The organism is Winogradskyella tangerina, assembly GCF_003260205.1.
GTDB classification, from domain to species: Bacteria; Bacteroidota; Bacteroidia; order Flavobacteriales; family Flavobacteriaceae; genus Winogradskyella; species Winogradskyella tangerina.
Map to the genome: position 1 here is coordinate 133,848 of NZ_QERF01000008.1, position 22,806 is coordinate 156,653.

21 protein-coding genes are annotated in these 22,806 nt (G+C 36.4%); 14 read left to right on the forward strand and 7 right to left on the reverse strand.

Translation table 11 applies throughout. From position 1 onward, the window contains the following. Position 1 precedes the first annotated feature (1 nt). Positions 2–553: a PASTA domain-containing protein gene (locus DDY94_RS12320; protein ID WP_111684425.1), complete on the reverse strand. Its 552-nt coding sequence runs from the start codon at positions 551–553 to the stop codon at positions 2–4. Between the two features lie 127 nt (positions 554–680). Here DDY94_RS12320 and DDY94_RS12325 point away from each other — a divergent pair, with 127 nt between their 5' ends. Together DDY94_RS12325 and coaD are read left to right on the forward strand one after the other, a co-directional pair. Continuing rightward, positions 681–1,658, forward strand: a complete 978-nt coding sequence (locus DDY94_RS12325) for a D-alanine--D-alanine ligase (protein ID WP_111684426.1) — start codon at positions 681–683, stop codon at positions 1,656–1,658. A 56-nt stretch (positions 1,659–1,714) separates the two neighbouring features. Next, positions 1,715–2,176, forward strand: coding sequence for a pantetheine-phosphate adenylyltransferase (gene coaD, locus DDY94_RS12330; RefSeq protein ID WP_111684427.1), 462 nt, complete (start codon positions 1,715–1,717; stop codon positions 2,174–2,176). 208 nt (positions 2,177–2,384) lie between these two features. Here the strand turns inward: coaD and DDY94_RS12335 are convergent, their stop codons facing one another. The 3 genes from DDY94_RS12335 to alaS are packed head-to-tail and all read right to left on the reverse strand — an operon-like array spanning position 2,385 to position 6,712. Further along, complete coding sequence (locus DDY94_RS12335; protein WP_111684428.1) at positions 2,385–3,095, reverse strand: DUF6498-containing protein; 711 nt, start codon at positions 3,093–3,095, stop codon at positions 2,385–2,387. 50 nt (positions 3,096–3,145) lie between these two features. After that, entirely contained in the window at positions 3,146–4,096 is a 951-nt protein-coding gene (locus DDY94_RS12340; RefSeq protein ID WP_111684429.1) for a GSCFA domain-containing protein, read from the reverse strand. Further along, a complete protein-coding gene (gene alaS, locus DDY94_RS12345) occupies positions 4,097–6,712 on the reverse strand; it encodes an alanine--tRNA ligase (protein ID WP_111684430.1) in 2,616 nt (871 codons plus the stop codon). It abuts the gene before it with no gap. Between the two features lie 129 nt (positions 6,713–6,841). Between alaS and DDY94_RS12350 the strand changes: the two genes are divergently transcribed. From DDY94_RS12350 to DDY94_RS12375, 6 genes are read left to right on the forward strand one after another with little or no spacing between them, the layout of a single operon-like run. Beyond that, positions 6,842–7,813, forward strand: coding sequence for a M23 family metallopeptidase (locus DDY94_RS12350; RefSeq protein WP_111684431.1), 972 nt, complete (start codon positions 6,842–6,844; stop codon positions 7,811–7,813). A 3-nt stretch (positions 7,814–7,816) separates the two neighbouring features. Further along, positions 7,817–8,146, forward strand: a complete 330-nt coding sequence (locus DDY94_RS12355; protein WP_111684432.1) for a MerR family transcriptional regulator — start codon at positions 7,817–7,819, stop codon at positions 8,144–8,146. Positions 8,147–8,164: 18 nt separating this feature from the next. Beyond that, positions 8,165–8,764 carry a LemA family protein gene (locus DDY94_RS12360; protein WP_111684433.1) on the forward strand — a complete coding sequence of 200 codons (600 nt, stop codon included), beginning with the start codon at positions 8,165–8,167 and terminating at the stop codon, positions 8,762–8,764. A gap of 9 nt (positions 8,765–8,773) precedes the next feature. Beyond that, entirely contained in the window at positions 8,774–9,211 is a 438-nt protein-coding gene (locus DDY94_RS12365; RefSeq protein ID WP_111684434.1) for a TPM domain-containing protein, read from the forward strand. Further along, on the forward strand, positions 9,211–10,059 hold the full coding sequence (locus DDY94_RS12370) for a TPM domain-containing protein (protein WP_111684435.1): 849 nt from the start codon (positions 9,211–9,213) through the stop codon (positions 10,057–10,059). Before DDY94_RS12365 ends, DDY94_RS12370 begins: the two co-directional genes overlap by 1 nt. 9 nt (positions 10,060–10,068) lie before the next feature. Then, entirely contained in the window at positions 10,069–10,578 is a 510-nt protein-coding gene (locus tag DDY94_RS12375; protein ID WP_111684436.1) for a TPM domain-containing protein, read from the forward strand. Between the two features lie 16 nt (positions 10,579–10,594). Here DDY94_RS12375 and DDY94_RS12380 read toward each other — a convergent pair whose 3' ends face one another. After that, the gene (locus tag DDY94_RS12380) at positions 10,595–13,030 is read right to left on the reverse strand and encodes a T9SS type B sorting domain-containing protein (protein WP_111684437.1); all 2,436 of its coding nucleotides are present in this window, start codon (positions 13,028–13,030) and stop codon (positions 10,595–10,597) included. Positions 13,031–13,045: 15 nt separating this feature from the next. Next, the gene (gene der, locus DDY94_RS12385; protein WP_111684438.1) at positions 13,046–14,350 is read right to left on the reverse strand and encodes a ribosome biogenesis GTPase Der; all 1,305 of its coding nucleotides are present in this window, start codon (positions 14,348–14,350) and stop codon (positions 13,046–13,048) included. A 64-nt stretch (positions 14,351–14,414) separates the two neighbouring features. On the opposite strand from der, the gene DDY94_RS12390 reads away from it, so the two are divergent. Beyond that, entirely contained in the window at positions 14,415–14,957 is a 543-nt protein-coding gene (locus DDY94_RS12390; protein ID WP_317047185.1) for a GTP-binding protein, read from the forward strand. Here the strand turns inward: DDY94_RS12390 and era are convergent, their stop codons facing one another. Then, a complete protein-coding gene (gene era, locus DDY94_RS12395; RefSeq protein WP_111684439.1) occupies positions 14,958–15,839 on the reverse strand; it encodes a GTPase Era in 882 nt (293 codons plus the stop codon). Positions 15,840–15,928: 89 nt separating this feature from the next. Between era and DDY94_RS12400 the strand changes: the two genes are divergently transcribed. The 5 genes from DDY94_RS12400 (at position 15,929) to DDY94_RS12420 (ending at position 22,805) form a co-directional block, all read left to right on the forward strand. Then, on the forward strand, positions 15,929–17,542 hold the full coding sequence (locus DDY94_RS12400) for a hypothetical protein (RefSeq protein ID WP_157957315.1): 1,614 nt from the start codon (positions 15,929–15,931) through the stop codon (positions 17,540–17,542). Positions 17,543–17,552: 10 nt separating this feature from the next. After that, complete coding sequence (locus DDY94_RS12405; RefSeq protein WP_157957316.1) at positions 17,553–18,167, forward strand: hypothetical protein; 615 nt, start codon at positions 17,553–17,555, stop codon at positions 18,165–18,167. Between the two features lie 95 nt (positions 18,168–18,262). Then, a complete protein-coding gene (locus tag DDY94_RS12410) occupies positions 18,263–18,841 on the forward strand; it encodes an RNA polymerase sigma factor (RefSeq protein ID WP_111684442.1) in 579 nt (192 codons plus the stop codon). A 5-nt stretch (positions 18,842–18,846) separates the two neighbouring features. Continuing rightward, positions 18,847–19,584: a tetratricopeptide repeat protein gene (locus DDY94_RS12415; RefSeq protein ID WP_111684443.1), complete on the forward strand. Its 738-nt coding sequence runs from the start codon at positions 18,847–18,849 to the stop codon at positions 19,582–19,584. A 2-nt stretch (positions 19,585–19,586) separates the two neighbouring features. Then, the gene (locus tag DDY94_RS12420) at positions 19,587–22,805 is read left to right on the forward strand and encodes a CHAT domain-containing protein (RefSeq protein WP_111684444.1); all 3,219 of its coding nucleotides are present in this window, start codon (positions 19,587–19,589) and stop codon (positions 22,803–22,805) included. Position 22,806: the final 1 nt, after the last annotated feature.

Below are 22,806 nucleotides of genomic sequence, written 5' to 3' on the forward strand. Positions count from 1 at the left end.
TCTAGCGCTTTCCGTTCCCTAAGACTAGATCTATTGTAGACGTTAGCGGTAATAAAGTTCCCGGCTCTAAAGTTTCGCCTTTATGCTTCATACCCAAAACCACATCTTTACCAATATTATCAACATAAGTAATATTGCCTATTTTGAATTCTAGAGCTTGAAGTTGTGGTTTAGCCTGACGGAAGGTTCGTTTTAAGATGTTAGGCACCTCAACCTTACGGTAGCCAGATGGATTTAGAATTAAGTAGATCTTACGGTTTTCCTTAACCTGAGCTCCTGCGGCCGGATTTTGCTCAATCACAGAATACTTGGGATATTTGGGATTGAAATTAGCAGAATCCTGAATTTTCATTTCAAGATTATTGTCATCTAATTCGATCTTAACAGTCTCTAATGACTTCCCTTTCAGATCAGGAACTGTAACAAATTCGCCATGGTTTGTAGTTACATCTAACCACTTCAAAATAAAAAAGCTAAGTACAACAACCGCAACTACGGCCAAAGCTACTTGCTTGAAAAACACTTTACTGGTTAAAAACTTAACTAAACTCATAGGCTGTTTTCTTGTGGACAAATCTAATAAATAATCTAACGCGATAAAATTAATATACGTATTGAACAGTAGATTTAGATTGTTCAAAATAAATGATACTTTTACATAAAAGGATTAGACCTTAGGTATGAAGAAAAACATAGCTATTATTATGGGAGGCTACTCGAGTGAATATGAAATTTCACTTAAGAGTGGTAAAGTGGTATATGAAACATTGAATAAAGATAAATACAATGCTTACCGTGTTCATATTTTCAAAGAGAAATGGGTTTATGTAGATGATGACAATAATGAGTATCCGATCGACAAAAATGACTTTTCGGTTCTATTATCTGATGAAAGCATTAAATTCGATTGTGTTTTTAATGCTATTCATGGTTCTCCGGGCGAGGATGGTTTTATGCAAGCGTATTTTGAAATGCTCAATATCCCGCATACCAGTTGTAGTATGTATCAGGCAGCACTAACTTTTAATAAACGAGATTTGCTTGCTACTTTAAAACCATATGGTATAAAAACTGCAGAGAGCTTTTATTTAAATCTAGGAGACACCATCAATGAAGATGCCATTATCAGCAAGGTAGGACTACCATGTTTTGTTAAGGCGAATCGCTCTGGAAGTAGTTTTGGTATTTCTAAGGTTTATAAAAAGGAAGACCTACAAACGGCCATAGATCATTCATTTAAAGAGGACAACGAGATCATCATTGAACAGTTTTTAGATGGTGTAGAAGTATCGGTTGGTGTGATATCTTATAAAGGTGAAATAACGGTTTTACCTATTACGGAGATTGTTTCTGAAAACGACTTCTTTGATTACGCGGCAAAATATGAAGGCAAATCTCAGGAAATTACTCCTGCCCGAATTTCAAAAGATTATGAAGAAAAGACCAGAAAAGTTGCCAAACAGATTTATAGCATACTCGGAATGACAGGCTTTTCACGTAGCGAATTTATCTTCAAGGATGACGAACCCTATCTTTTGGAAATGAACACCGTTCCTGGGTTAACAAAAGAGAGTATATTACCTCAACAAGCCGCAGAGGCAGGTATAAGTATGGCGGATCTTTTTGACAATGCGATCTCTGAAGCATTAAATAATTAACGATTTTAGAATTACTATCTTTGATATAATAAACCGTTCATTCGGAAATACAACAGATGAAACGAGCTATATTTCCCGGATCCTTTGATCCTATAACTTTAGGACACTACGATATTATTAAGCGAGGTGTAAAACTATTTGATGAAGTCATTGTTGCCATTGGCATTAATGCCGACAAAAAATATATGTTCACTCTTGAAGAACGTAAAAAATTCATTGAAGACGCGTTTAAGCATCAACCAAAAGTAAAGGTTACCACCTATAGCGGACTCACCGTAGACTATTGTAAAGAAGTCGATGCAAAATTTATTTTACGCGGACTGAGAAATCCAGCAGATTTTGAATTTGAAAAGGCCATTGCTCATACAAATCGCAAGCTCTCTAAAATTGAAACAGTCTTCTTATTAACGGCATCTAAAACATCTTTTATTTCCTCGTCGATTGTGCGAGATGTTATAAGAAATAATGGCGATTACTCCGTGCTAGTACCAGATAGTGTGAAAATTTCGGAAGATTAAATCTGAATCTTAGGCATAAAAAAACATCACCTGTCTCTTGAAATAAGTCAACAAATGATGTTTTAAAATTGATTAATAGCACATTAATTTAAAACTATTGTAAGTTTATTTCCGATTTTTTCGATAAATCGTTTTTTTAAAAGGTGAAACGCCGAATGGAGTAGTCACTTTCTTAAATTGAAAAATTCGAATTCAAAAAAATAATCGACTATTCTGTAAAAAGTAATATTTGTTTGCGCAATTCAGATTTTGGAGTCTTACCGTCATAGGACTTCTCTACAAAATACTCTAATATTTCGCTATTTTCTCTAATACCTACTAATATGAAATCTACGATACCTCTCATCAAAATGAGTAACATTGCTGCTGCTATTGAACCACTAGATATAATAATAAAGAATCCTGCAAGTATTACTGTAAATTGCTGGATTACGATTCTTAAGTAGGGTTTAAACATGATTTCTTTAACCTCATATTTTAAATATTTCTTTGGTAGAAGGAAATCAAAAATATATTTTACAAGTTGAGTAACTGTTAGAAAGGTCAATATCAGAGGCATCCCTTCTAGTTGAAATACCGCCTTAAAATTTGTGATGAGATGGAAGGGCTCCTTAACAAAACCATCATTATCAAAACTGAAGAATGCGAACACAAAAACAGATTGCACCGCAATAAAGAAACCATAATGAACTATAAAAAATAAAATGTACTTCATTACAGATTCACCTTTACCATTATGCTTATGGCAGGTATACATTTTGAAGCAATTAAATACGCCAATCACAATAGTCTCTAAAAAATAACCAAATAACACGGCGTAAGCTTCAATTTTGCCTAGAGCTACTAAAAGCATTAAGAATAGTACATTGCCCCACGCAAAAGCATTGGTTTTATTTGGAATGAAAACACTTTTTAGCATACTTTAATTAGAACTTTTATGATTAAAGTTGCGATGAAGATACTAAATGTTCAAAATTTAATAAATGGAAACGCTCCTTGTAACTGATTAATTCTGGTTTCAAGTGATTTCAAAAATTGCTGATGCGCCTCAGAATTTGGATTAAAAGGTTTGTGATTTAAACCCTTTTGAATACTTTCAACTTCATCCATCATGGCATGAGCACCTTCAGCTACCCAGACCATTTTGAACTTGTTCCAGATGTAATCTATGGCAATTCCATTGGGATGAATCATATCCGACTTATAAAAGCGATAATCTCTTAACTCATCCATCATAAGCTCGTACGACGGGAAATAATACTGATGCAATCTATGATCGATCATGTTATGCACAGCAGAAATAAGATGTGCTTTACTCTGTGTATTTTCAACAAATCCATCTTTCAAATGTCTCACCGGCGAAACTGTAAATATTACATTTACCTTCGGGTTCACACTTCGAACTAAACTAATGATCGCATCGAGCGATTGTGAAATAGTGTCAACTGATAATAATTCCTTCAAAAAATGTTTCTGCGGAATTTTATGACAGTTGGAGACAATGCGATCCGTTTCGATATGTCGATAGACCCAGCTAGTACCAAGGGTGATGATGACATGAGTAGCATTGGTGAGTTTTTGCAACGAATCGTCTAAATTTGAATTCAGCTTACTTAATAACCCATCTTTACTAGAGCTATTTAATTTTGAATGGGCATCTAAACACAACCATTGCTCATTATTGAAAAGTAATTCATCTTCAGAATAATAGTCTGAATTTATTGCCCGCGTAATGAAGCGTTCGATAGCTAAGGGATTAAATAATATTCCGAATGGATTTATACGGGTTCGAAACTTAAAATAGGAGAATTTAGCGCCTATATTTTCTGAAAAACACGATCCTAATAAAACAACTTCAGAATTATAATCGATCTGATCATATTTCTGAGGTTGTAATGGTATTTGTGTTTGAAGATCCAATTAAATATAAGCTTTGGCCTGATCGAGTGCCTCATCTATCCCATCTGGATTTTTTCCAGATGCCATAGCATATGTTGCATGCCCACCTCCATTACCACCAATTAAACTACTTAATTCCTTTATAATTTTACCAGCATTTAAATTATTGTTTTCTACAATATATTTTGATACGAAACAGGCAATTTGAACCTTACCATTATTTTGATTCGCTACCACTACGAAAGTGTTTGAAGACACTTCACCTAAGCGGTAGGCTATATCCTTTAATTTCAACATATTATATGTTGAGCTGATCTTTTGCGCTAAAAACATAACACCATCAATATGTTCGAACCTATTTGAATAAAAATTCACGCAATGTCTCAATAACTCATTTTCCATTCTAGAAAGTTGACTTTTGAGAGTTAAATTTTCATCCTTTAATTTTTCTATTGCCTTTAGAGGATCTTTAGTTTTTAGTAAATCTCTTATTTCAAAATAAGCTCTGTTATTTTCAAAATAAAAGTCCTTTACGGCATCATAGGTAATAGCTTCAATTCGACGTATACCAGCAGCAACAGCACCTTCAGATACAATTTTAAAATGCCAAATATCACCTGTATTATTTACATGAGTTCCACCGCAAAGTTCTATAGACTGACCAAAACGGATCGTTCTTACCGTATCACCATATTTTTCACCAAAAAGTGATATAGCGCCATCTGCAATAGCCTGATCTTTAGGTACGCTGCGTTTCTCTTCCAAAGGTAATTTTCCGTCAATTCGTGCATTGACAAAATCCTCAACGTCTCGCAGTTCTTCCGTCGTCAATTTTGAAAAATGCGAAAAATCGAATCGCAAATGTTTAGAGTGCACAGCAGAACCTTTTTGTTCTACATGGGTTCCTAAAACTTCTCTCAACGCCTGGTGTAATAAATGTGTTGCTGTGTGGTTACATTCAGTTCTAAAACGTTGTTTCTCATCAACTACCGCCTGAAATCTGTCTTCTAAATTCTCAGGAAGGTTTTTTGTGAAATGTATAATGACATTATTCTCTTTTTTAGTGTCTAAAATATAAACAACATCACCGTTGACGTCTTGTAAATATCCCTTATCTCCAACTTGTCCACCACCTTCAGCATAGAATGGTGTTAAATTGAATACCAATTGATACATCTCGCCGTCCTTCTTTGTAGTCACCTTTCGGTAACGCACAATTTTAACTTCAGCCTCTAATGAATCGTAACCAATAAATTCTTGCTCTTCATCTTCGATCAGCACCGTCCAGTCATCAGAAATTAATTCGGAAGCCTCGCGTCCTCGGCCTTGTTGTTCTTTTAATTTTTGATCAAATTGGGCTTTATTGTAGGTGTAACCTTGTTCTCTTAAAATCAATTCTGTTAGGTCTTCAGGAAAACCATAGGTGTCTTTAAGTTCAAATACTTTGGCACCTGAAATCTCCTTTGAAGAGGCGTTTTCTATAATTCTATTTAAGAGGATTAAACCTTGATCTAATTTTCTTAGGAAAGACTGTTCTTCCTCCTTAATAACATTCTCAATGAGTTGTTTTTGCGTTTTAAGTTCAGGGAAGGCCTTACCCATTTTCTTAGTTAAAATATCGACTAGGCGATAAATAAATGGGTCTTTTTTATCCAAAAAGGTAAAACCATAACGCACCGCACGTCGTAAAATCCGTCTAATAACATAGCCTCGTGTTGTGCTACTTGGTAATTGACCATCAGCAATAGAGAAAGCCACTGCTCTAACATGATCTGCAATAACCCTAATTGCAACATCTACCTTCTCATCATTGCCATAATCTTTATTAGTGATAGCTTCGATCTCTCTGATCAAAGGTGTAAATACATCCGTATCGTAATTAGACTTTACCCCTTGAAGCACCATACATAAACGCTCAAAGCCCATACCAGTATCGATATGTTTATTTGGCAGGTTTTCTAAGGATTTATCAGCCTTGCGATTGTACTGCATGAAAACTAAATTCCAGATCTCAACCACTTGAGGGTGATCCATATTTACAAGGTCCTTACCATCTACTTTAGCCTTTTCTTCTTCAGAACGAATATCTACATGAATTTCACTACATGGACCGCATGGACCTTGATCGCCCATTTCCCAGAAGTTGTCGTTCTTATTCCCCATAAGGATTCGATCCTCAGGAATGATCGCTTTCCAAAGATCGTAAGCTTCTTGATCCATCGGAAGATTATCTGCATCATCGCTGCCTTCAAATACTGTGACGTATAAAATATCCTTGTCAATTCCGTAAACTTCAGTAAGCAACTCCCAAGCCCAAGCAATAGCCTCCTTTTTAAAGTAATCGCCAAAACTCCAGTTACCTAGCATCTCAAACAACGTATGATGATAAGTATCATACCCGACTTCTTCAAGATCATTGTGTTTCCCAGAGACTCTTAGGCATTTTTGTGTATCAGCAATTCGATTACTTTTAGGCTCACTATTGCCCAAGAAATATTCTTTAAATGGTGCCATCCCTGAGTTTACAAACATCAAGGTAGGATCATCTTTAGTTACCATCGGAGCCGAAGGAACAATAAGGTGCGATTTAGATTTAAAAAACTCTAAAAACTTAGTACGAATTTCTTGAGACGTCATATACTTATATTATAGCCAGTATCGTTATTATTACCACATTTGCAAAACAATCTTTATATTTGAAGGTTAAGCAATTTTTGCGGAACACAATTAGTGCATATTTCCTGCAAAAATAGTATAAATTAGAACATGGCTAAGGTAAAATATTATTATGATGCTGATACGCTTTCTTACCGCAAAATAGAGCGTAAAAAAGCAACTACAATTAAATACGCTGCAGTTTTTCTGACGGCAGCAGGTTTATTTGGCTTCTTATCTTTTGCTATTATTAGTAGTTATGTTCAATCACCTAAAGAGCGACAGTTAGCAAGAGAGCTCCAAAATATGGAACTTCAGTATGAATTACTTAATAAGCGTATGGACGACGCTATTGCTGCTTTAGAAAATGTTGAAGAACGCGATAATGCTATCTATAGACTTTATTTTGAGGCTAATCCGATTCCAGCCGAACAAAGAAGAGCCGGTTTTGGTGGTATCAATCGCTACAAAAAGTTTGAAGGTTTTGACAACTCCCAACTCATTGCGGAAAGCAACAAGCGACTAGATATTCTTGAAAAAGCAATAGTTGTACAATCAAGATCATTAGATGAGATCGCTAAGCTCGCTGAGGATAAAGAGAAGTTTTTACAAGCCATACCAGCTATTCAACCTGTGAATAATGAAAGCTTAACTCGAATGGCATCGGGTTACGGATATAGAACTGATCCATTTACCAAAGCCCGTAAATTTCACTTCGGAATGGATTTTACAGCGCCTCGTGGTACGCCAGTTTATGCTACCGGTGATGGTATCGTAAAACGAGCCGATAATAGTTCGTCGGGTTATGGAAAGCACATACGTATAGATCATGGCTATGGCTATGTTTCACTATATGCGCATTTATATAAATATAATGTTCGGGTTAACCAACGTGTAAAACGTGGTGACCTTATTGGATATGTTGGAAGCACCGGTAGATCAGAAGCACCACACCTTCATTACGAAGTATTTAAAGACGGTGAACGTATTAATCCAATAAACTTCTACTATGGTAATCTTTCTGCTAAGGAGTTTAATGAGTTATTAAGAAAGGCATCATTAGAAAACCAATCTCTCGATTAAAATATGCATATAGAATTACCAGAAAAACGCTATTACGGCATTGGTGAAGTGGCCAAAGCATTCAATGTTAATGCCTCATTAATTCGTTTTTGGGAAAAGGAATTCGATATCATCAAACCAAAGAAAAATGCTAAAGGCAATCGCAAGTTTACGCCTGAGGATATCAAAAATTTAAAGTTTATCTACCACCTCGTTAAAGAAAGAGGATTTACACTTGAAGGCGCTAAAATTCATTTAAAAGAGGAAAAGAAAAAATCGCTTGAGAAGTTTGAGATTATCGAAAAGCTTGAAAGTATTAAAGCACAATTAATCAAAATAAAAACACAACTTTAAACTAAAACTCAATCAATTATGAAAAAATGGTTAATCCCTTTAGTCGTTCTTGCGATTGTAGGATTTGGAATCTATCAATGGGCGGTTGGTATAAATAATACTTCAGTAGAATTAGAAGCTAATGCTAAAACGGCGTGGTCTAATGTAGAAAGCACCTACCAAAGACGAAGCGATTTATATAGCACAGTAGTTAAAACTGTTCAAGGTGCTGCAGATTTTGAAAGAAACGTCTTAAACGAGGTAATTGAAGCGCGCTCTAAAGCCACCTCAATTAATGTTGATGTTAGTGATCTCACTCCAGAAAATTTAGAGAAATTCCAACAAGCTCAAAGTCAATTAAAAGGCTCTTTCAGTCGACTAATAGCAACATTTGAGCGTTATCCAGATTTGAAGGCGACACAACAATTTAGAGATTTTCAGGCACAACAAGAAGGTACCGAAAACCGAATAAATATCGCAAGAGATCGTTATAACGAAGCCGTTAATAAATACGATATCTATACCACTAAATTCCCAAATAAGATATTAGCTGGAATCTTTGGATTCAAGGAAATGGCAAGATTTAAAGCCGACCCTGGTGCAGACAAAGTACCCGATATTCAATTCAAGAACGATTAATTATTAAACATGCCCTACATTGAAGATTTCCTTAGCGCACAAGAAGAACAGGAGATCATTGAAGCTATTCGTGTAGCAGAGCGCGAAACTTCTGGTGAGATCCGAGTTCATATTGAACAAGGGTGCGACGCTGATGTTTATGAACGTGCGTTAGATGTTTTTCACCTTTTGAAAATGGACAATACCATTCAAAGAAATGGTGTGCTTATTTATGTGGCCGTCGACAACAAAGCATTTGTCATTTTTGGCGATGAAGGAATTAATAAAAATGTAGACTCAAATTTCTGGAATTCTACTCGAGATAAAATTGCAACATATTTCAAATCAGGAAACTTTAAGCAAGGTCTCATTGAGGGAATATCTGAAGCCGGAAAAGTACTATCAGCTCATTTCCCTTGGGAACACGGTGATAGAAACGAATTAGATAATACCATATCTAAAGGCTAATGAAGAAGCTTAAACACATAGTATTTTCAATATGTCATGGTATTTTCATGCTGAGTTCATTGCAGGGTTTTGCGCAATATGAAATTCCTCCTCTACCAACCGATCCAGAAGAAATAAAAGAAAATTTTATTGTCTATGATGAGATCAATTTGCTCAGTCCTAATGAAAAAGAAAATCTTCGTCAAAAATTAATTCGATATGCCGATACCACATCAACAGAGATTGTAATTGCTATTATTAGTTCTACTGAAGGTGAGTACATAAATTATCTGGGCGCCCAATGGGGTGAAAAATGGGGTATTGGTCGGGAAAAGGAAGACAATGGCATCTTAATTCTCCTGGCAAAAGATGATCGGAAGATTGGCATTAATACAGGGAAAGGCACAGAGCATTTACTTACCGATGCAATGAGCAGGCGGATAATAGATCGGGAGATCATTCCGCATTTCAAACGTAATGATTACTATGGTGGTCTCGAAAGGGCTACAGACGTTATTTTTGAAGTGATGAGCGGTGAATATCAATTGAATTCTCAAAATAATAATAGCGACTTTCCATTTGTAGTTTTCTTTGTTCTGTTCATATTTTTTATCATTTTTATTATTGCCATCTCAAAACGGCGTGGCGGAGGTCGAGGAGGTAATGGAGGCAATAGAGATAATGATAGCAGAAGTATTCTCGAAGCCATAATACTAAGTAACATGGGACGCGGCAGTTACCGAAAAGGTTCATCTGGTGGCATTGGTGGTTTTGGTGGAGGCTCTAGCGGAGGTAGTTTTGGTGGAGGTTTTAGCGGCGGCTTCGGCGGTGGTAGTTTTGGTGGCGGCGGTGCGTCGGGTGGATGGTAAAATAATCTTATGCGAAACAAATCTTTTATTGTCTTCATAGTTACTGCATTTCTTTTTTTAGGCTGCAAGGATGAGCCTGCTTCAACTGATATCAATAAATCTTACATTCCTGAAAATCCTAATCAAAAAGTCGTATTCGATTCCTCAGATCTGTTTACCACGGTAGAAGAACAAATCCTCAGTGAAAAGATCATTCGATATGAACAAACCTCAACGAATCAGGCTGCCGTATTATCTATTGATTCGATACCTTCAAAAATGGAAATTCAACAATTTGGTAAAGCTGTTGCCAATGCTTGGGGAATAGGCTTAAAAGATAAAGACAATGGCCTGCTAATAACGATTTCAAAATTTGAAAAGAAAATAGCTATTTCTACAGGTTTAGGAACTGAACAATTAATTTCAGATGACGATTGTCAACGAATTATTGATAATCTGATGATACCACAATTTAAGAGAAATAACTACTTTGAAGGTGTAGAAAGAGCACTCGATTCGCTGTTTATACTCTGGGATTAGACCCTGAAATAAAAGATTATCGCTTCAAGCTGAAATGGCCTCTGAAAGTTCTTCCATCAACTAACTCAGCTAAAAACCAATAGTCATCATTAGGTTGTAAATGACCATTATAAACGCCATCCCAACTCGGATTTTGTTCATTTAAAACAGTTAATAGTTTACCATATCTATCAAATATTTTAACTGAAGCTGTATTAGGAAAACGAGAAGAAAAGCCTTTGATTTGCCAAGTGTCATTAACCGTATCGCCATTGGGTGTGAAGTACTTCGGAAATCCTAAAACCGAAACCTCTTCTGACACAATACCGCAATTGGCTTTAATGTCTTTCACATAGATATTATGAATGCCGGCGGGGACATTTTCAAAGACATTTGATTCTTGATAAACACCATTTTCGTCGTTAAGCGCGTAGATATATTCTCCATCTCCTGTCACTAAAACAGTAATGGTATTATTGTCTGAAACATCACTAACCTCTATGGTTTCGATTGTTGCGGTACTCGAAGGCAAAACACGTATACTTCGGCGATTTGTACATCCTGCTGGTCGGGTTACAAAGACATCGTAAACTCCGATTTGATTAATTTCAATATTAATTGTGGTTTCACCAGTAGACCATTCGTAGGCATAATTATTTGGAATATCGTCTAAAATTCCACCGCTTAATGTAATAGTTTCGGGGAAGGTATTCAAACAATAATAAACTTCCTCATACTGATTAACATTTGGTAATTCTTTCACCCTTAGATGAACTTCGTTAATAGCATAACAAACGTCGTCAATATCTACTCTGGCATAAACGGTATGTTCAAAAGCGACCTCGTTAAAATACGGTTCGGCGATCTCATTGATCTTCAATAAGGCTTCGTTATAGGTAGCATAATACCCAAGAGAGGCGTTAACTGGAGAACTTGCTAGTATTTGACTGTCTGCTTCTGTAAGATCGAAAAATGCAAAGCCATCGACAATGAAATCATCACAAACTTCGAGATTAGCCGTAATACCGTTTGAAGAATTAACCTGCAATGTCACTTCTGAACTGCTGAAACAACCTGATGATTCATCTAATACTTTTGCGTAGATGACTTGATTATTGAAGCTGTTCATGTAATTATTACCATCAATAGGTATGGTTAGCATTTCATTCTCATAAAAACTAATATCCCAAATGGGCACTACCTGACCGAATTCGTTTCGGACGATATCATCGGTATAGGTATTCAAATTAAAACTTGAAATGCCATCGTCCACTTCATCATCACATTGAATTATGGTGATATCATTTGCAATGGGCAGCATATAAGCATTTACCGTGATCGGAATTCTATTTCCTTCTGTGCACCCTTCAAAAAGTGGCAAAATATAATACGTCGTATTGCTATCTATATACTCCTGATAATTTAACCCGGTGTGGAACACTTCAGTTGATGTTTCTGTTTCGAACCATAAAACCTCATCGACATTGGTCGTAAGATTGATCTGAGCAAATCCTTCATCACACACATCGACTGTATTAATAGTAGTCTGCGGCATAACAATCCGTGTGCTACCAGATACATTTATATTATCAGGATCACCTTCCATGCCCCCAAATTCTATAATATAACCTTGTGGATGGTAGGGACTGTCGGGATCTTCAGAACCGGTATTTGGCAGATCATTCCAAGAACCCAAAATACCAATATCTGGGTCTGTGATATGCGCATAATCTTCATCACCTAAATTGTTGGGTTCACCGAGATTCCAATATGAAAAAACGCCATCGGGTGCACTTCCGCTCACGGCACCATTCCAAAATACTTGTCCGGCTTCAGGACCAGTTTCCCAGCGCCAGGTACCTTCCACACCACTATCTGTACCACCAATCCATCCCGTTCCTAGTGTTTGCTCACCTGTTAATTGTACTTCTTCAGGTGTAGTAATGGTCGCTAAATAGCCTTGTAAACCAAAATAAGTCTGACTCGCCGCAGTATCTCTCGCATCTGACCAGGTGATTCCTATATCGGGTACATAAAGATAGTAATGACCTGTGGCAGGAAGAAAATTGGCTTCACCTAAGTTCACCGAGAAAATTTTGTCTTCAGTAAAGTTGCCTTCCGAAGTTTGAAATCTCACATCGAGGATGGCATTTTCAAATTCGGTATAACTTGCCGGCCCATTTAATGTAAGTCGTCCCGTTTCAATAGACCAAGTCGATGTAATATTTGGGTGATTACCTGTTAAAGTTAGTACATCTGCACCAATGGTATAACCAGTTACAATTTGCACATAAATAAACTCGAGATCTCCAGAACCATCAGAGATACTTACTTCAGTAGCAATAGGCATAGGCGACTCACCACAGTAGATTTGTTCACCAACAACATCGACCTGCGGAGGTGCTTGTCCGCTACATGGTAAAAAAGCAACGAAATAGAATAGAAAGATTAAGTATGGCCCTAACTTCAACATAGCAAAGCTAAGATACTATTTTTTGCGCATGTACACACTAACAGGAACGCCATGAAAATCAAAATGATCTCTAAGCTGATTTTCTAAAAATCGTTTGTAGGGATCTTTTACGTATTGCGGTAAATTACAGAAGAATGCAAATTGCGGTTGAGGTGTTGGTAATTGCATGATATATTTGATCTTCACGTACTTACCTTTATAAGCTGGTGGCGGATTATGCTCAATAATAGGTAATAAAACTTCATTTAAAACACTTGTCTTAATACGTTTTGTTCTGTTCTTATAAACTTCAACAGCCGTTTCAATAGCTTTAAAAATTCGTTGCTTATTAAGCACTGAAATAAATACGATTGGAACATCCGTAAAAGGTGCAATTTCCTTTCGAATGTATTTTTCAAACTCCTTTGCCGTTTTATTGTCCTTTTCAACAAGGTCCCATTTATTAACCAAGATCACAATGCCTTTTCTATTGCGCTCTGCTAACCAAAATATATTTTGAACCTGCCCATCAAACCCACGCGTCGCATCTAAGACTAATAAACAAACATCACAGTGTTCGATGGCTCTGATACTTCGCATTACCGAGTAAAATTCAAGATCTTCTTTAACCTTGGATTTTCTTCTTATGCCGGCTGTATCTACAAGATTGAATTCAAATCCAAATCTATTGTATTTCGTGTCGATGGCATCTCTTGTGGTTCCAGCGATATCAGTTACGATATAACGCTCCTCGCCGATTAATGCATTAATGAAAGACGATTTACCAGCATTTGGGCGTCCGACTACCGCAAATCGTGGTAGTTGCTCCTCCTCTACATCTTCCTTTTCGGGTAAGGCTTCTACAACAGCATCTAATAAATCACCTGTACCACTTCCATTTATACTTGCAATGGTAAAATAATCTCCTAAACCGAGCGAATAAAACTCCACAGCGTCTTCGGCACGTTTATTATTGTCAACCTTATTAACCACTAAAAACACAGGCTTTTCAACTTTTCTTAAAAGGTTGGCAACATCTTCATCCATTCCGGTAACACCAGACTCAACATCTACCATAAATATGATCGCATCGGCTTCATCAATAGCAAGTTCTACCTGTTTATCGATTTCGGCTTCAAAGATATCATCACTTCCAACGACATAACCGCCTGTATCAATTAAAGAAAACTCCTTACCATTCCAATCGGTTTTACCATAATGGCGGTCTCTGGTTACACCACTAACAGCATCAACAATGGCCTCACGTCTTTGTATGAGTCGATTGAAAAAAGTTGATTTGCCCACATTTGGTCTTCCTACTATAGCTACTATGTTTCCCATAATTAAATTATTGCCGCAAAGGTAGCATATAATCTTAGAAACCGATTAATAGAAAATATGTAAATTGAAGACAATTAAATTAACTATGGAACTTTCGAACGAAGTTATCTTAAGGCCACGATTTAAATTCAATGTTGATCGCAAACATGAAAGTTTATTGTCGCTCTTTGAATCTGAAGGCAAAAAACAATCCGACTTCATTGTAACACGGGTTGACGACCATGTGTTTATTAAGATTCCGAAAGCAAAACAACACTTCTGGTCGCCACAGTTACATCTCGAGATCAACGAAGACTATGATGATAAAAACATTAGTACTATTTATGGACTCTTTGGGCCAAACCCAACGGTCTGGACCATGTTTATGTTCTTACACTTTGTTGTTGCCGGTTTTTTTATTGGCTTTGCTATATGGACCTATGTGAATTGGTCGTTAGACGAAAGCTATGCCATACAGTTATTTGTAACCTTTTTAATGGTCGTTCTGTGGTTTGCTTTATATTTTAGTGGTAGACTCGGAAAAAGTGCAGGTAACGATCAAATGCACGAACTGCACCATTTTATGCGAGATACCTTGCGCAGTCAAGATATTCACGCCATGAATTAATTACTTCTGATTATAACCAAACCGCCTCAACTGGTTCTGATTACTTCGCCAGTTTTTATTCACTTTTACGTATAATTCAAGATGAATTTGCTTGTCGAAAAATCGTTCTAGATCTTTTCTAGCTTCAACACCAACGCGTTTTAAGGCTAAACCTTTATGACCTATTATGATGCCTTTTTGCGTATCTCGTTCAACCATAATTACTGAACGAATTCTAATGATCTTTTCATCCTCATGAAACTCTTCAGTATCAACTTCAACAGCATATGGAATTTCTTTTTTGTAATGCATCAAGATCTTTTCGCGAATAGCTTCATTTACAAAAAAGCGTTCTGGTTTATCAGTAAGTTGATCCTTCGGATAGAAAGGTGGCGACTCTGGTAATAACTCAATAATTCTTTGAAATACATTCTGAACATTGAATCCATTTAATGCAGAAATTGGATAAAACTCTGCATTAGGCACCTTTTTTTGCCATAATTCTGCTTGTTCTTCAAGTTGCTCTTGATTAGAATTATCAATTTTATTAAGCAATAAAATCACAGGGATTTTTGAATTGGTTATCTTTTTGAAAAAGGCTTCATCTTTAAGTTCCTTCTCACCTATCTCCACCATGTAAATCAAAACATCAGCATCCTCAAAAGCAGATTTTACAAAATCCATCATGGACTCTTGAAGCTCATAGGCAGGCTTAATGATTCCTGGAGTATCACTTAGAATCACTTGGAAATCTTCACCATTAACAATGCCCAGAATACGATGCCTCGTAGTCTGCGCTTTAGAAGTAATGATCGATAACTTTTCACCCACAAATGCATTCATTAATGTGGATTTACCAACGTTGGGATTTCCAATAATATTTACAAAACCTGCTTTATGCATTCTCAAAAATTTATTGCAAAGGTAGTATTAATATGATGACAATTTTTCAAAATGACGATAAGAAGAAAACGAATCAAATAATTTATAAAATGAAAAAACTAGCCATTCCCATAGGAATTTGTATTGTCGGACTTATTCTAACTGCAGTTAGCTTTTTAGGATCGAAAAGTGGTAGTGCAGAAGACATTGATATAAGTATCGAAAAATCGGCATTCATAATGCCAGCTGCTCACAGGGTGTATTCTAACCCTGATGCTTTAGATGGAAAATACTATTTGTTCAAAGCTAAAATCACCAATAATTCTTCAAAAACTCTCGAGGACGTCACCGTTAAATATCGCGTCCCTGATTATATTGACTGGACCGAATTAACGGTTTCTGGTGAAATGTTTCCTGGTCAGACTTTAGTAGTACCATGTTATCCTAAGTTTGAAAATGATATTACTGAAAAAACTACCGAATCTGTAGAAAAGGCAGAAATTGAGATCTCATGGGATGATGCTGAAGAAGACGATATCATTGAAGAGGACTTCACATTTAAACTAACCAACAGAAATGAATATGTCTACACAGGAATTAAATCTGAAGAGATCAGCTCTTGGGCAGATATGTACGATAACGATGCACTTATTGCTTGCTTTGTTACTCCAAACGATCCTGTGGTAAAATACTACACACAAAATCTACAGGAGAAATTATTAAAGGGTGAAGCTGCTTCGGTGACTCGTAAACCCGAAGATGCCGTTCGTTTTTTAGGTGGTATTTACGAAGCAACTCGTAAATCGCACATGGTATATAGCGGTACCAAAGGAATTCCGAAATCAACTGAAGACGTACAGAGTATTGTACAGCAGGTGCGATTGCCTCGTGAAGTCATCACCGGAAATACTGGTCTTTGTATAGAACTTAGTGTTCTTTACGCCAGCGTGCTTTCTGCTGCCGGTATAGACCCGATCATTTACATGGTTCCTGGACATGCTTACCCTGGATTTAGAATGAATGGTCAATACTATGCCATTGAAGCTACTGGAATTGGCGGCGAAGGATTAGGAAATATTATGAGTGCAGAAGAAGCTTTTCAACAGGGGCAGAAACAGTTACAAGAATTTATTGAGCGATCTCAAGCAGGAGACCCAAGATATACTATTGTAGATATTCATAATGTGAATTCTCAAGGTGTAACTTCAATGGACCTGAAAGACAATGATTTTATGCGAAAGAAAGTAGATGATATTGTTGCGTCATGGTCTGGTGGACGCCAAGTATCACCTAACCAAGGCGGTGGAAATAACATTAGAATTCCTGAAAATAACCTTCGTACTGGAAATCCATTATCATTCACTATCCCTTCCGGATGGTCAACGATGATGAGTCCGGTTCCTCAAATGCCAATAGTAACTGCACAGGTTATAGCGCCAGATCAAATGACTACGGTAACTATTTATGATATTCCTGTATCTAATGCCGAACAAGGAATGGCAACCATCAATCAATACTTTTCTGGTTTCGGAATGCAAATGCAATATCAAGTTAATGGCAACGCTGTAGCAGGACAAACCTATTCTGCTAATGGTACTTTCAACTGGATTGGCAAAGCCATCAGGCGTCAGGGCGAAATACGAATAGTTGCGGTCGGCGCACCAGATTATTTGTACAATCAGAATTCAGGAATAATAAATCAAGTCTATAACAGTATCAGATAAAATTAAAAAAATGAAAACTATAAAAACACTCATAGCCGCATGCGCACTTATGTTATGCTTTAATATCGGTGCTCAATCCCAACAAAAAATAGAAATGCGAATAGATTCTATTGGCAATGCAAAACTTACGGTATCCATGAACATGAACGCCCAACAATGGCAAGTATGGAATAGTAACTACGGAAATAATCCTTCGGCATTGAAACGTGATATCGAACGTTCCATGCCGGCTTATTTCCTGGATGATTTCAAACTAGAAAAAGATGATATGAATCGCTCTTTCAATTTAAGCCTTAACGCTTATGGTGTATGTGAGATCAATAAGCGTGGAAAGTGGATCGTTGACACTGACCAGAAAAATGCACAATTAACAGAATTAACAGATCATAAATACATGCTTGTCAGCAGTCCGCCAGAATACGGCGGAAACTTACAACAGACCTTTATTATTGAATTACCGAAGGATGCTAAAGGAATTAAAATAGATAAAGATGCTTATGGCAAATCTGTTTTTGAATTTGATATGGACGCGCCTTCTTCAGGATTTAATTTCATGCGATGGGCCGGTATTTTCCTTATCGTTATTGGCGGTGGATTGGCAGGAAAAGACTTATTAAAAAAGTAATCATTGCAACCTTTGAACGTAAAATTCAAATTATAAAATGTAAGAATTGGTAGTCATTTGAATTAATTGTATCTTTCTGATGTTTAGCTATTAACATGAGGGAAGTATACAAAGTTGATCACAGACTACAGATTGTTGGTGCCATCAAGCGAAATGATTCTGCCACGCTTCAACGGATATATTCTGGTAATTATCCAAAGGTAGAGGCGCTCATTCTCAAAAATAGTGGCACCAAAGATCATGCAAAAGATATTTTCCAAGAAGCCTTTCTAGCCGTTTGGCAAAATGTAAAACAAGATAAGTTTATTCCGCAGAGCGAATCCTCAATAAATGGTTATCTGTACACTATTGCAAAAAATAAGTGGATGGATGTGTTGCGCTCACAGGGCTTTAAAAAAACCATCACTGCTACCCAATTAGCTCATTTTGAAATAAAAGATGAAGAAAATAATGGTATTGATGATGACATTTTAAAAGATGAACGATTAGAAGATGTAATGCTAGCCTTTAAGAATCTGGGCGACGCATGCCAACGCTTACTGCGTATGTTTTATTTTGAAAAGATGTCGATGAATCTCATTGCTGAGGAATTAAATTTAGATTCGGCTTCAACTCGAAACAAAAAATACAGATGTATGCAAAAGTTAAGACAATTAGCCCTTAAAAAAAATTAATAGCAATGGACGACTTACATCACATATCACAAGAAGAATTCGAGAGGATCGAGGCTTATCTCAATGGATCACTATCGGAAGAAGACCTTTCTTCATTTGAAGTCCAACTTAAAAACGAAGAAGGTTTTGCTTCAAAAGTTGAAGACATTAAAACTGTTCTCATCGGAATTGAAACACAGTCGCTGAAAGCGCAGTTAGATCGCTTTCATGACGAGGCGATAAACAATTCAACCAATGCGTCCAACTCAGAAACCAAAGTAAGGTCACTGAATTTAAGAAGAATTGCCGTTGCAGCTGCCTTAATTATTGCTGCGGGTAGTTTTTGGTTTTTAACTGGTAATTCAAACGAGCGACTGTATGCAAAATACTATTCACCAGATCCAGGATTACCAACAACGATGGGTGATACCGACAACTATGAGTTTTATGAAGCAATGGTTTCTTACAAACAAGGTAATTATAAGGACGCACTTAAAACTTGGAAAGATCAGCTCAATACAAAAACTAAAAACGATACCTTAAATTACTTTGTTGGGTCTGCTTTATTGGCCTCAAAACAAGAGAAAGAGGCACTGTCATACTTGTTAGAAGTTACTAAACAAGACCATTCAACATTTAAAAACGAAGCACTTTACTATCTCGGGCTGGCGTATTTAAAGTCAGATAATAAAGAAAAGGCTATCGAATACCTTAAAAAATCTAATGCTACCCAGGCAAAAGACCTACTCAACAAACTAGATTAACCATGCAAACGTCTAGAATTATAGCACTTTTACTCTTAGTATTAGTGAGTACAACTAATGTTTTGTTTTCTCAAAACACCAATGAGGCAAATCTCAAAACATTAGATGGTTACCTCAAGGATAAAAATTATACTAAAGCTCAGCAATTTGCCAAAGCGCAAATAGATTCGCTTATAGCAATAGAAAAATACTATGAGGTGACCGATTATGTTTATTATCTCGGCCAAATCGAATCAAAAGTTAACAACACGAGTTCAGCAATAAATGTCATCCAAGCTTTCGAAAAAAAGTTTGAATCGCTTACTACAAATAAAAAAGCGCTTAGGCAATTAGCCTTAGAAACAGGATCATTTTATGAGTCTATCGGCGATTCTGAAACGGCAAAAAACTATAACCTGAAAGCTTTAGAAATTACGAAGCAAATGCCTGAAGCTACGGGGAAAGACCGAGCCCTAATTGAAAGTAATCTCGGTGTATTCTATTCGCGCTTAGGTGATATAACTACCGCAATAAAATATCATAAACAAGGACTTAAATCCTTGCAGAGTGATACAACCTCAACTGCAGATAGTTATTATATTTCTTATAATTCTTTAGGCGGAATGATGTGGTATTCGTCGAAGTTCGACAGTGCTATTTATTATTACAAGAAAGCTGATAAAACGCTAAAATCGCTTGAACAAACACCTTGGAATAAATTCTATAGATGTGCATCCTTAAACAATAATATTGCGGGTATTTATAGTATTCAAGGCGATGTTGATGCCTCAATAGACGCCATGCAAACGACGGTTAAAAACCTTAATGCCTTTTTAAAAGAAGATATTAGTGATGTTAGGCGCACCTATGCTCAGGAATTTTTGTTTCAGGCTATAGAAAATTATGCCGGACTCTATAAAGACATCGGTGATTATAAAAAAGCAAAACAATTGCTGAGCTATGCCTTCCAACTAAAAAATAAGAATCTAGCACCTGAAAGTCCGGAAATTGCAAAAGGAAAGGTTTTACTTGGTCAAATTGAAGTTTCTCTGAGAAATTACGCACTGGCCGATAGTCTTTTGAATGAAGGCATTAAAGACTTTGAAAATAAAAATGGTGATTATGGTTATTGGCTGGCAGACGCCTATTACAATAAAGCCTTAGTGCATTCCGATTTAGGCAATCTCGATTTAGCCAAATCTAACTATGCAAAGGCCGAGGCCTACTATAAAGCGTCGCTTGGCAACTATTATGATGAGCTGTATCTAGACTTCACAGTTAACGCCTCAAACTTTTATTCTGAAACTGGTGATAAAGACAAGGCGCTTTCAATGGCAAATGATGCCTTAAATTATATAAAAGCAAACCAAGGTGAAAAGACCCTTCTTGAATACTATCAGGAATTGAATTTAGCGGACATTTATTATCAGAATGGAGACTACCAAAACGCCCTGAAATACTGTGACAGAGCTATAGAATTGATTAATTCAAACGAATTTATTGAGAAGAGTCAATTAAATTCACTTCGTGTTGAAAGTAATAAAGTAAGTGCTATACTTCTGAAAGTAAAAACAAATCTGAAACTGACTACCACCAGAAATGAGGCATTCTTAAAAGCGCAACTTAAAGAACTTGACGATGCGATTAAGTTACTTGAAAATCAGAAATCTGTTATTGCAAATGATAATTCAACTGCGATAATAATTCAGGATAACATTGGTGTTTTCAAGGTTGCAAAAGAATTAAACCTAGAGCTATTCAAACTTACAAATAAAGAAGACTTTCTTAGCGATTTACTCGGTTATCATGAGTCGATGATCTATCATAAAATTCGTAGTCGACTTAATTCAAAATCTTCTGAATTAACTGCCAATTTACCTCAGGAGATTTTAGATAGAGAAAAGGCGCTAAAAGATCAACTTAATGCTTACCTCGAGGAAGATTCGAATTTTGAAATTTACATTGAAAATGAAAAAAAATGGTTAGACTTTCTTGAAGAATTAAAACGAAACCATCCCAACTATTACGAGCTCCGATATGCTTCAATATCGCAATCGTTAAAAGATCTAAAGCGTAAAATACCAGCTTCTTCAACTTTGGTTAGATACTTGTACATTAACGAGGCGCTGCATGCTTTCGTTATAGATGCTAAATCCATCAAAATGGTTGAGATCAACACCGAGAATCTTGCCACTAGAATTGCCGAACTCAACAATAAAACAGAGCTTATTACACCTACATTTAAGCTTCAATCCGACATTTATAATCAACTTTGGAAACCCATAGAAGCGCTCATAACCAATGAACACCTTATAATTATACCAGACAAGGAACTATTCAATCTTAGTTTTGAATTACTAACGGATAAAGTCTGTAGCGATTTTAAAGAAATGGGTAGCAATAGTCTTCTATCGAAGTATAATATTTCCTATAATTATAGCTTATTCCTAATTGATAAAAATAGCCAGCCAATAGGCTACGACTCTAACTTCATTGGATTTGCTCCTGAATTTAGTGATGAAATGAAAACCAGCTACAAAATCGCAATAAAAGATTCTGTAGATATGGATTACACTTATTTGAAATTATTACCACAGCCCTTTGCCAAACAATTGACGCAGAGTTATTCGAAGTTGTTTAACGGTAATTCATTCCTTAATGAAAATGCTTCCAAAAGTGTGTTTACTCAAAATGCCAAGGAGCACAAAATTATTCACATCGGTACCCATGCTGAATCTGATAATATCACACCAGAGTTTTCAAGATTGATTTTCGCTAAAAGCGCAGAAGATGAGAATAATTCGCTTTATACTTACGAGATTTACAATCAGAATTTAGCCTCTAATTTGGCCATACTAACTGCATGCGAAACAGGCAAACCAAGCTATCAACCAGGTGAAGGTATGATCTCATTGGCGCATGCTTTTAATTATGCAGGAAGCGAAAGCATCTTAACTAGTCTTTGGAAGATCGATGAGCAGTCTAGCGCAAAAATTTTGGAGCATTTTTACGATAATATTTCTAAAGGATTAAATAAAGATAAGGCACTTAAAGCTGCTAAACTGAAGTATTTATCTGAAGCCGAAGGGCGAACTGCTTCACCACAATATTGGGCCGGTTTAGTATTAATTGGTGATACGGCTCCAATAGCTATAAATTCGGGTAAAAACGTGTGGTTGTGGTTACTGTTAGGTATAATTGCAGTAGCAGCCGTGATGCTAGTAATTAGAAAGCGTAAATAGA

Bases quoted from the DNA above. Each gene is read 5' to 3' on its own strand.
- DDY94_RS12320 (WP_111684425.1), bottom strand. From the start codon at position 553: ATGAGTTTAGTTAAGTTTTTAACCAGTAAAGTGTTTTTCAAGCAAGTA.
- DDY94_RS12325 (WP_111684426.1), top strand. From the start codon at position 681: ATGAAGAAAAACATAGCTATTATTATGGGAGGCTACTCGAGTGAATAT.
- coaD (WP_111684427.1), top strand. From the start codon at position 1,715: ATGAAACGAGCTATATTTCCCGGATCCTTTGATCCTATAACTTTAGGA.
- DDY94_RS12335 (WP_111684428.1), bottom strand. From the start codon at position 3,095: ATGCTAAAAAGTGTTTTCATTCCAAATAAAACCAATGCTTTTGCGTGG.
- alaS (WP_111684430.1), bottom strand. From the start codon at position 6,712: ATGACGTCTCAAGAAATTCGTACTAAGTTTTTAGAGTTTTTTAAATCT.
- DDY94_RS12350 (WP_111684431.1), top strand. From the start codon at position 6,842: ATGGCTAAGGTAAAATATTATTATGATGCTGATACGCTTTCTTACCGC.
- DDY94_RS12355 (WP_111684432.1), top strand. From the start codon at position 7,817: ATGCATATAGAATTACCAGAAAAACGCTATTACGGCATTGGTGAAGTG.
- DDY94_RS12360 (WP_111684433.1), top strand. From the start codon at position 8,165: ATGAAAAAATGGTTAATCCCTTTAGTCGTTCTTGCGATTGTAGGATTT.
- DDY94_RS12365 (WP_111684434.1), top strand. From the start codon at position 8,774: ATGCCCTACATTGAAGATTTCCTTAGCGCACAAGAAGAACAGGAGATC.
- DDY94_RS12370 (WP_111684435.1), top strand. From the start codon at position 9,211: ATGAAGAAGCTTAAACACATAGTATTTTCAATATGTCATGGTATTTTC.
- DDY94_RS12375 (WP_111684436.1), top strand. From the start codon at position 10,069: ATGCGAAACAAATCTTTTATTGTCTTCATAGTTACTGCATTTCTTTTT.
- DDY94_RS12380 (WP_111684437.1), bottom strand. From the start codon at position 13,030: ATGTTGAAGTTAGGGCCATACTTAATCTTTCTATTCTATTTCGTTGCT.
- der (WP_111684438.1), bottom strand. From the start codon at position 14,350: ATGGGAAACATAGTAGCTATAGTAGGAAGACCAAATGTGGGCAAATCA.
- era (WP_111684439.1), bottom strand. From the start codon at position 15,839: ATGCATAAAGCAGGTTTTGTAAATATTATTGGAAATCCCAACGTTGGT.
- DDY94_RS12400 (WP_157957315.1), top strand. From the start codon at position 15,929: ATGAAAAAACTAGCCATTCCCATAGGAATTTGTATTGTCGGACTTATT.
- DDY94_RS12405 (WP_157957316.1), top strand. From the start codon at position 17,553: ATGAAAACTATAAAAACACTCATAGCCGCATGCGCACTTATGTTATGC.
- DDY94_RS12410 (WP_111684442.1), top strand. From the start codon at position 18,263: ATGAGGGAAGTATACAAAGTTGATCACAGACTACAGATTGTTGGTGCC.
- DDY94_RS12415 (WP_111684443.1), top strand. From the start codon at position 18,847: ATGGACGACTTACATCACATATCACAAGAAGAATTCGAGAGGATCGAG.
- DDY94_RS12420 (WP_111684444.1), top strand. From the start codon at position 19,587: ATGCAAACGTCTAGAATTATAGCACTTTTACTCTTAGTATTAGTGAGT.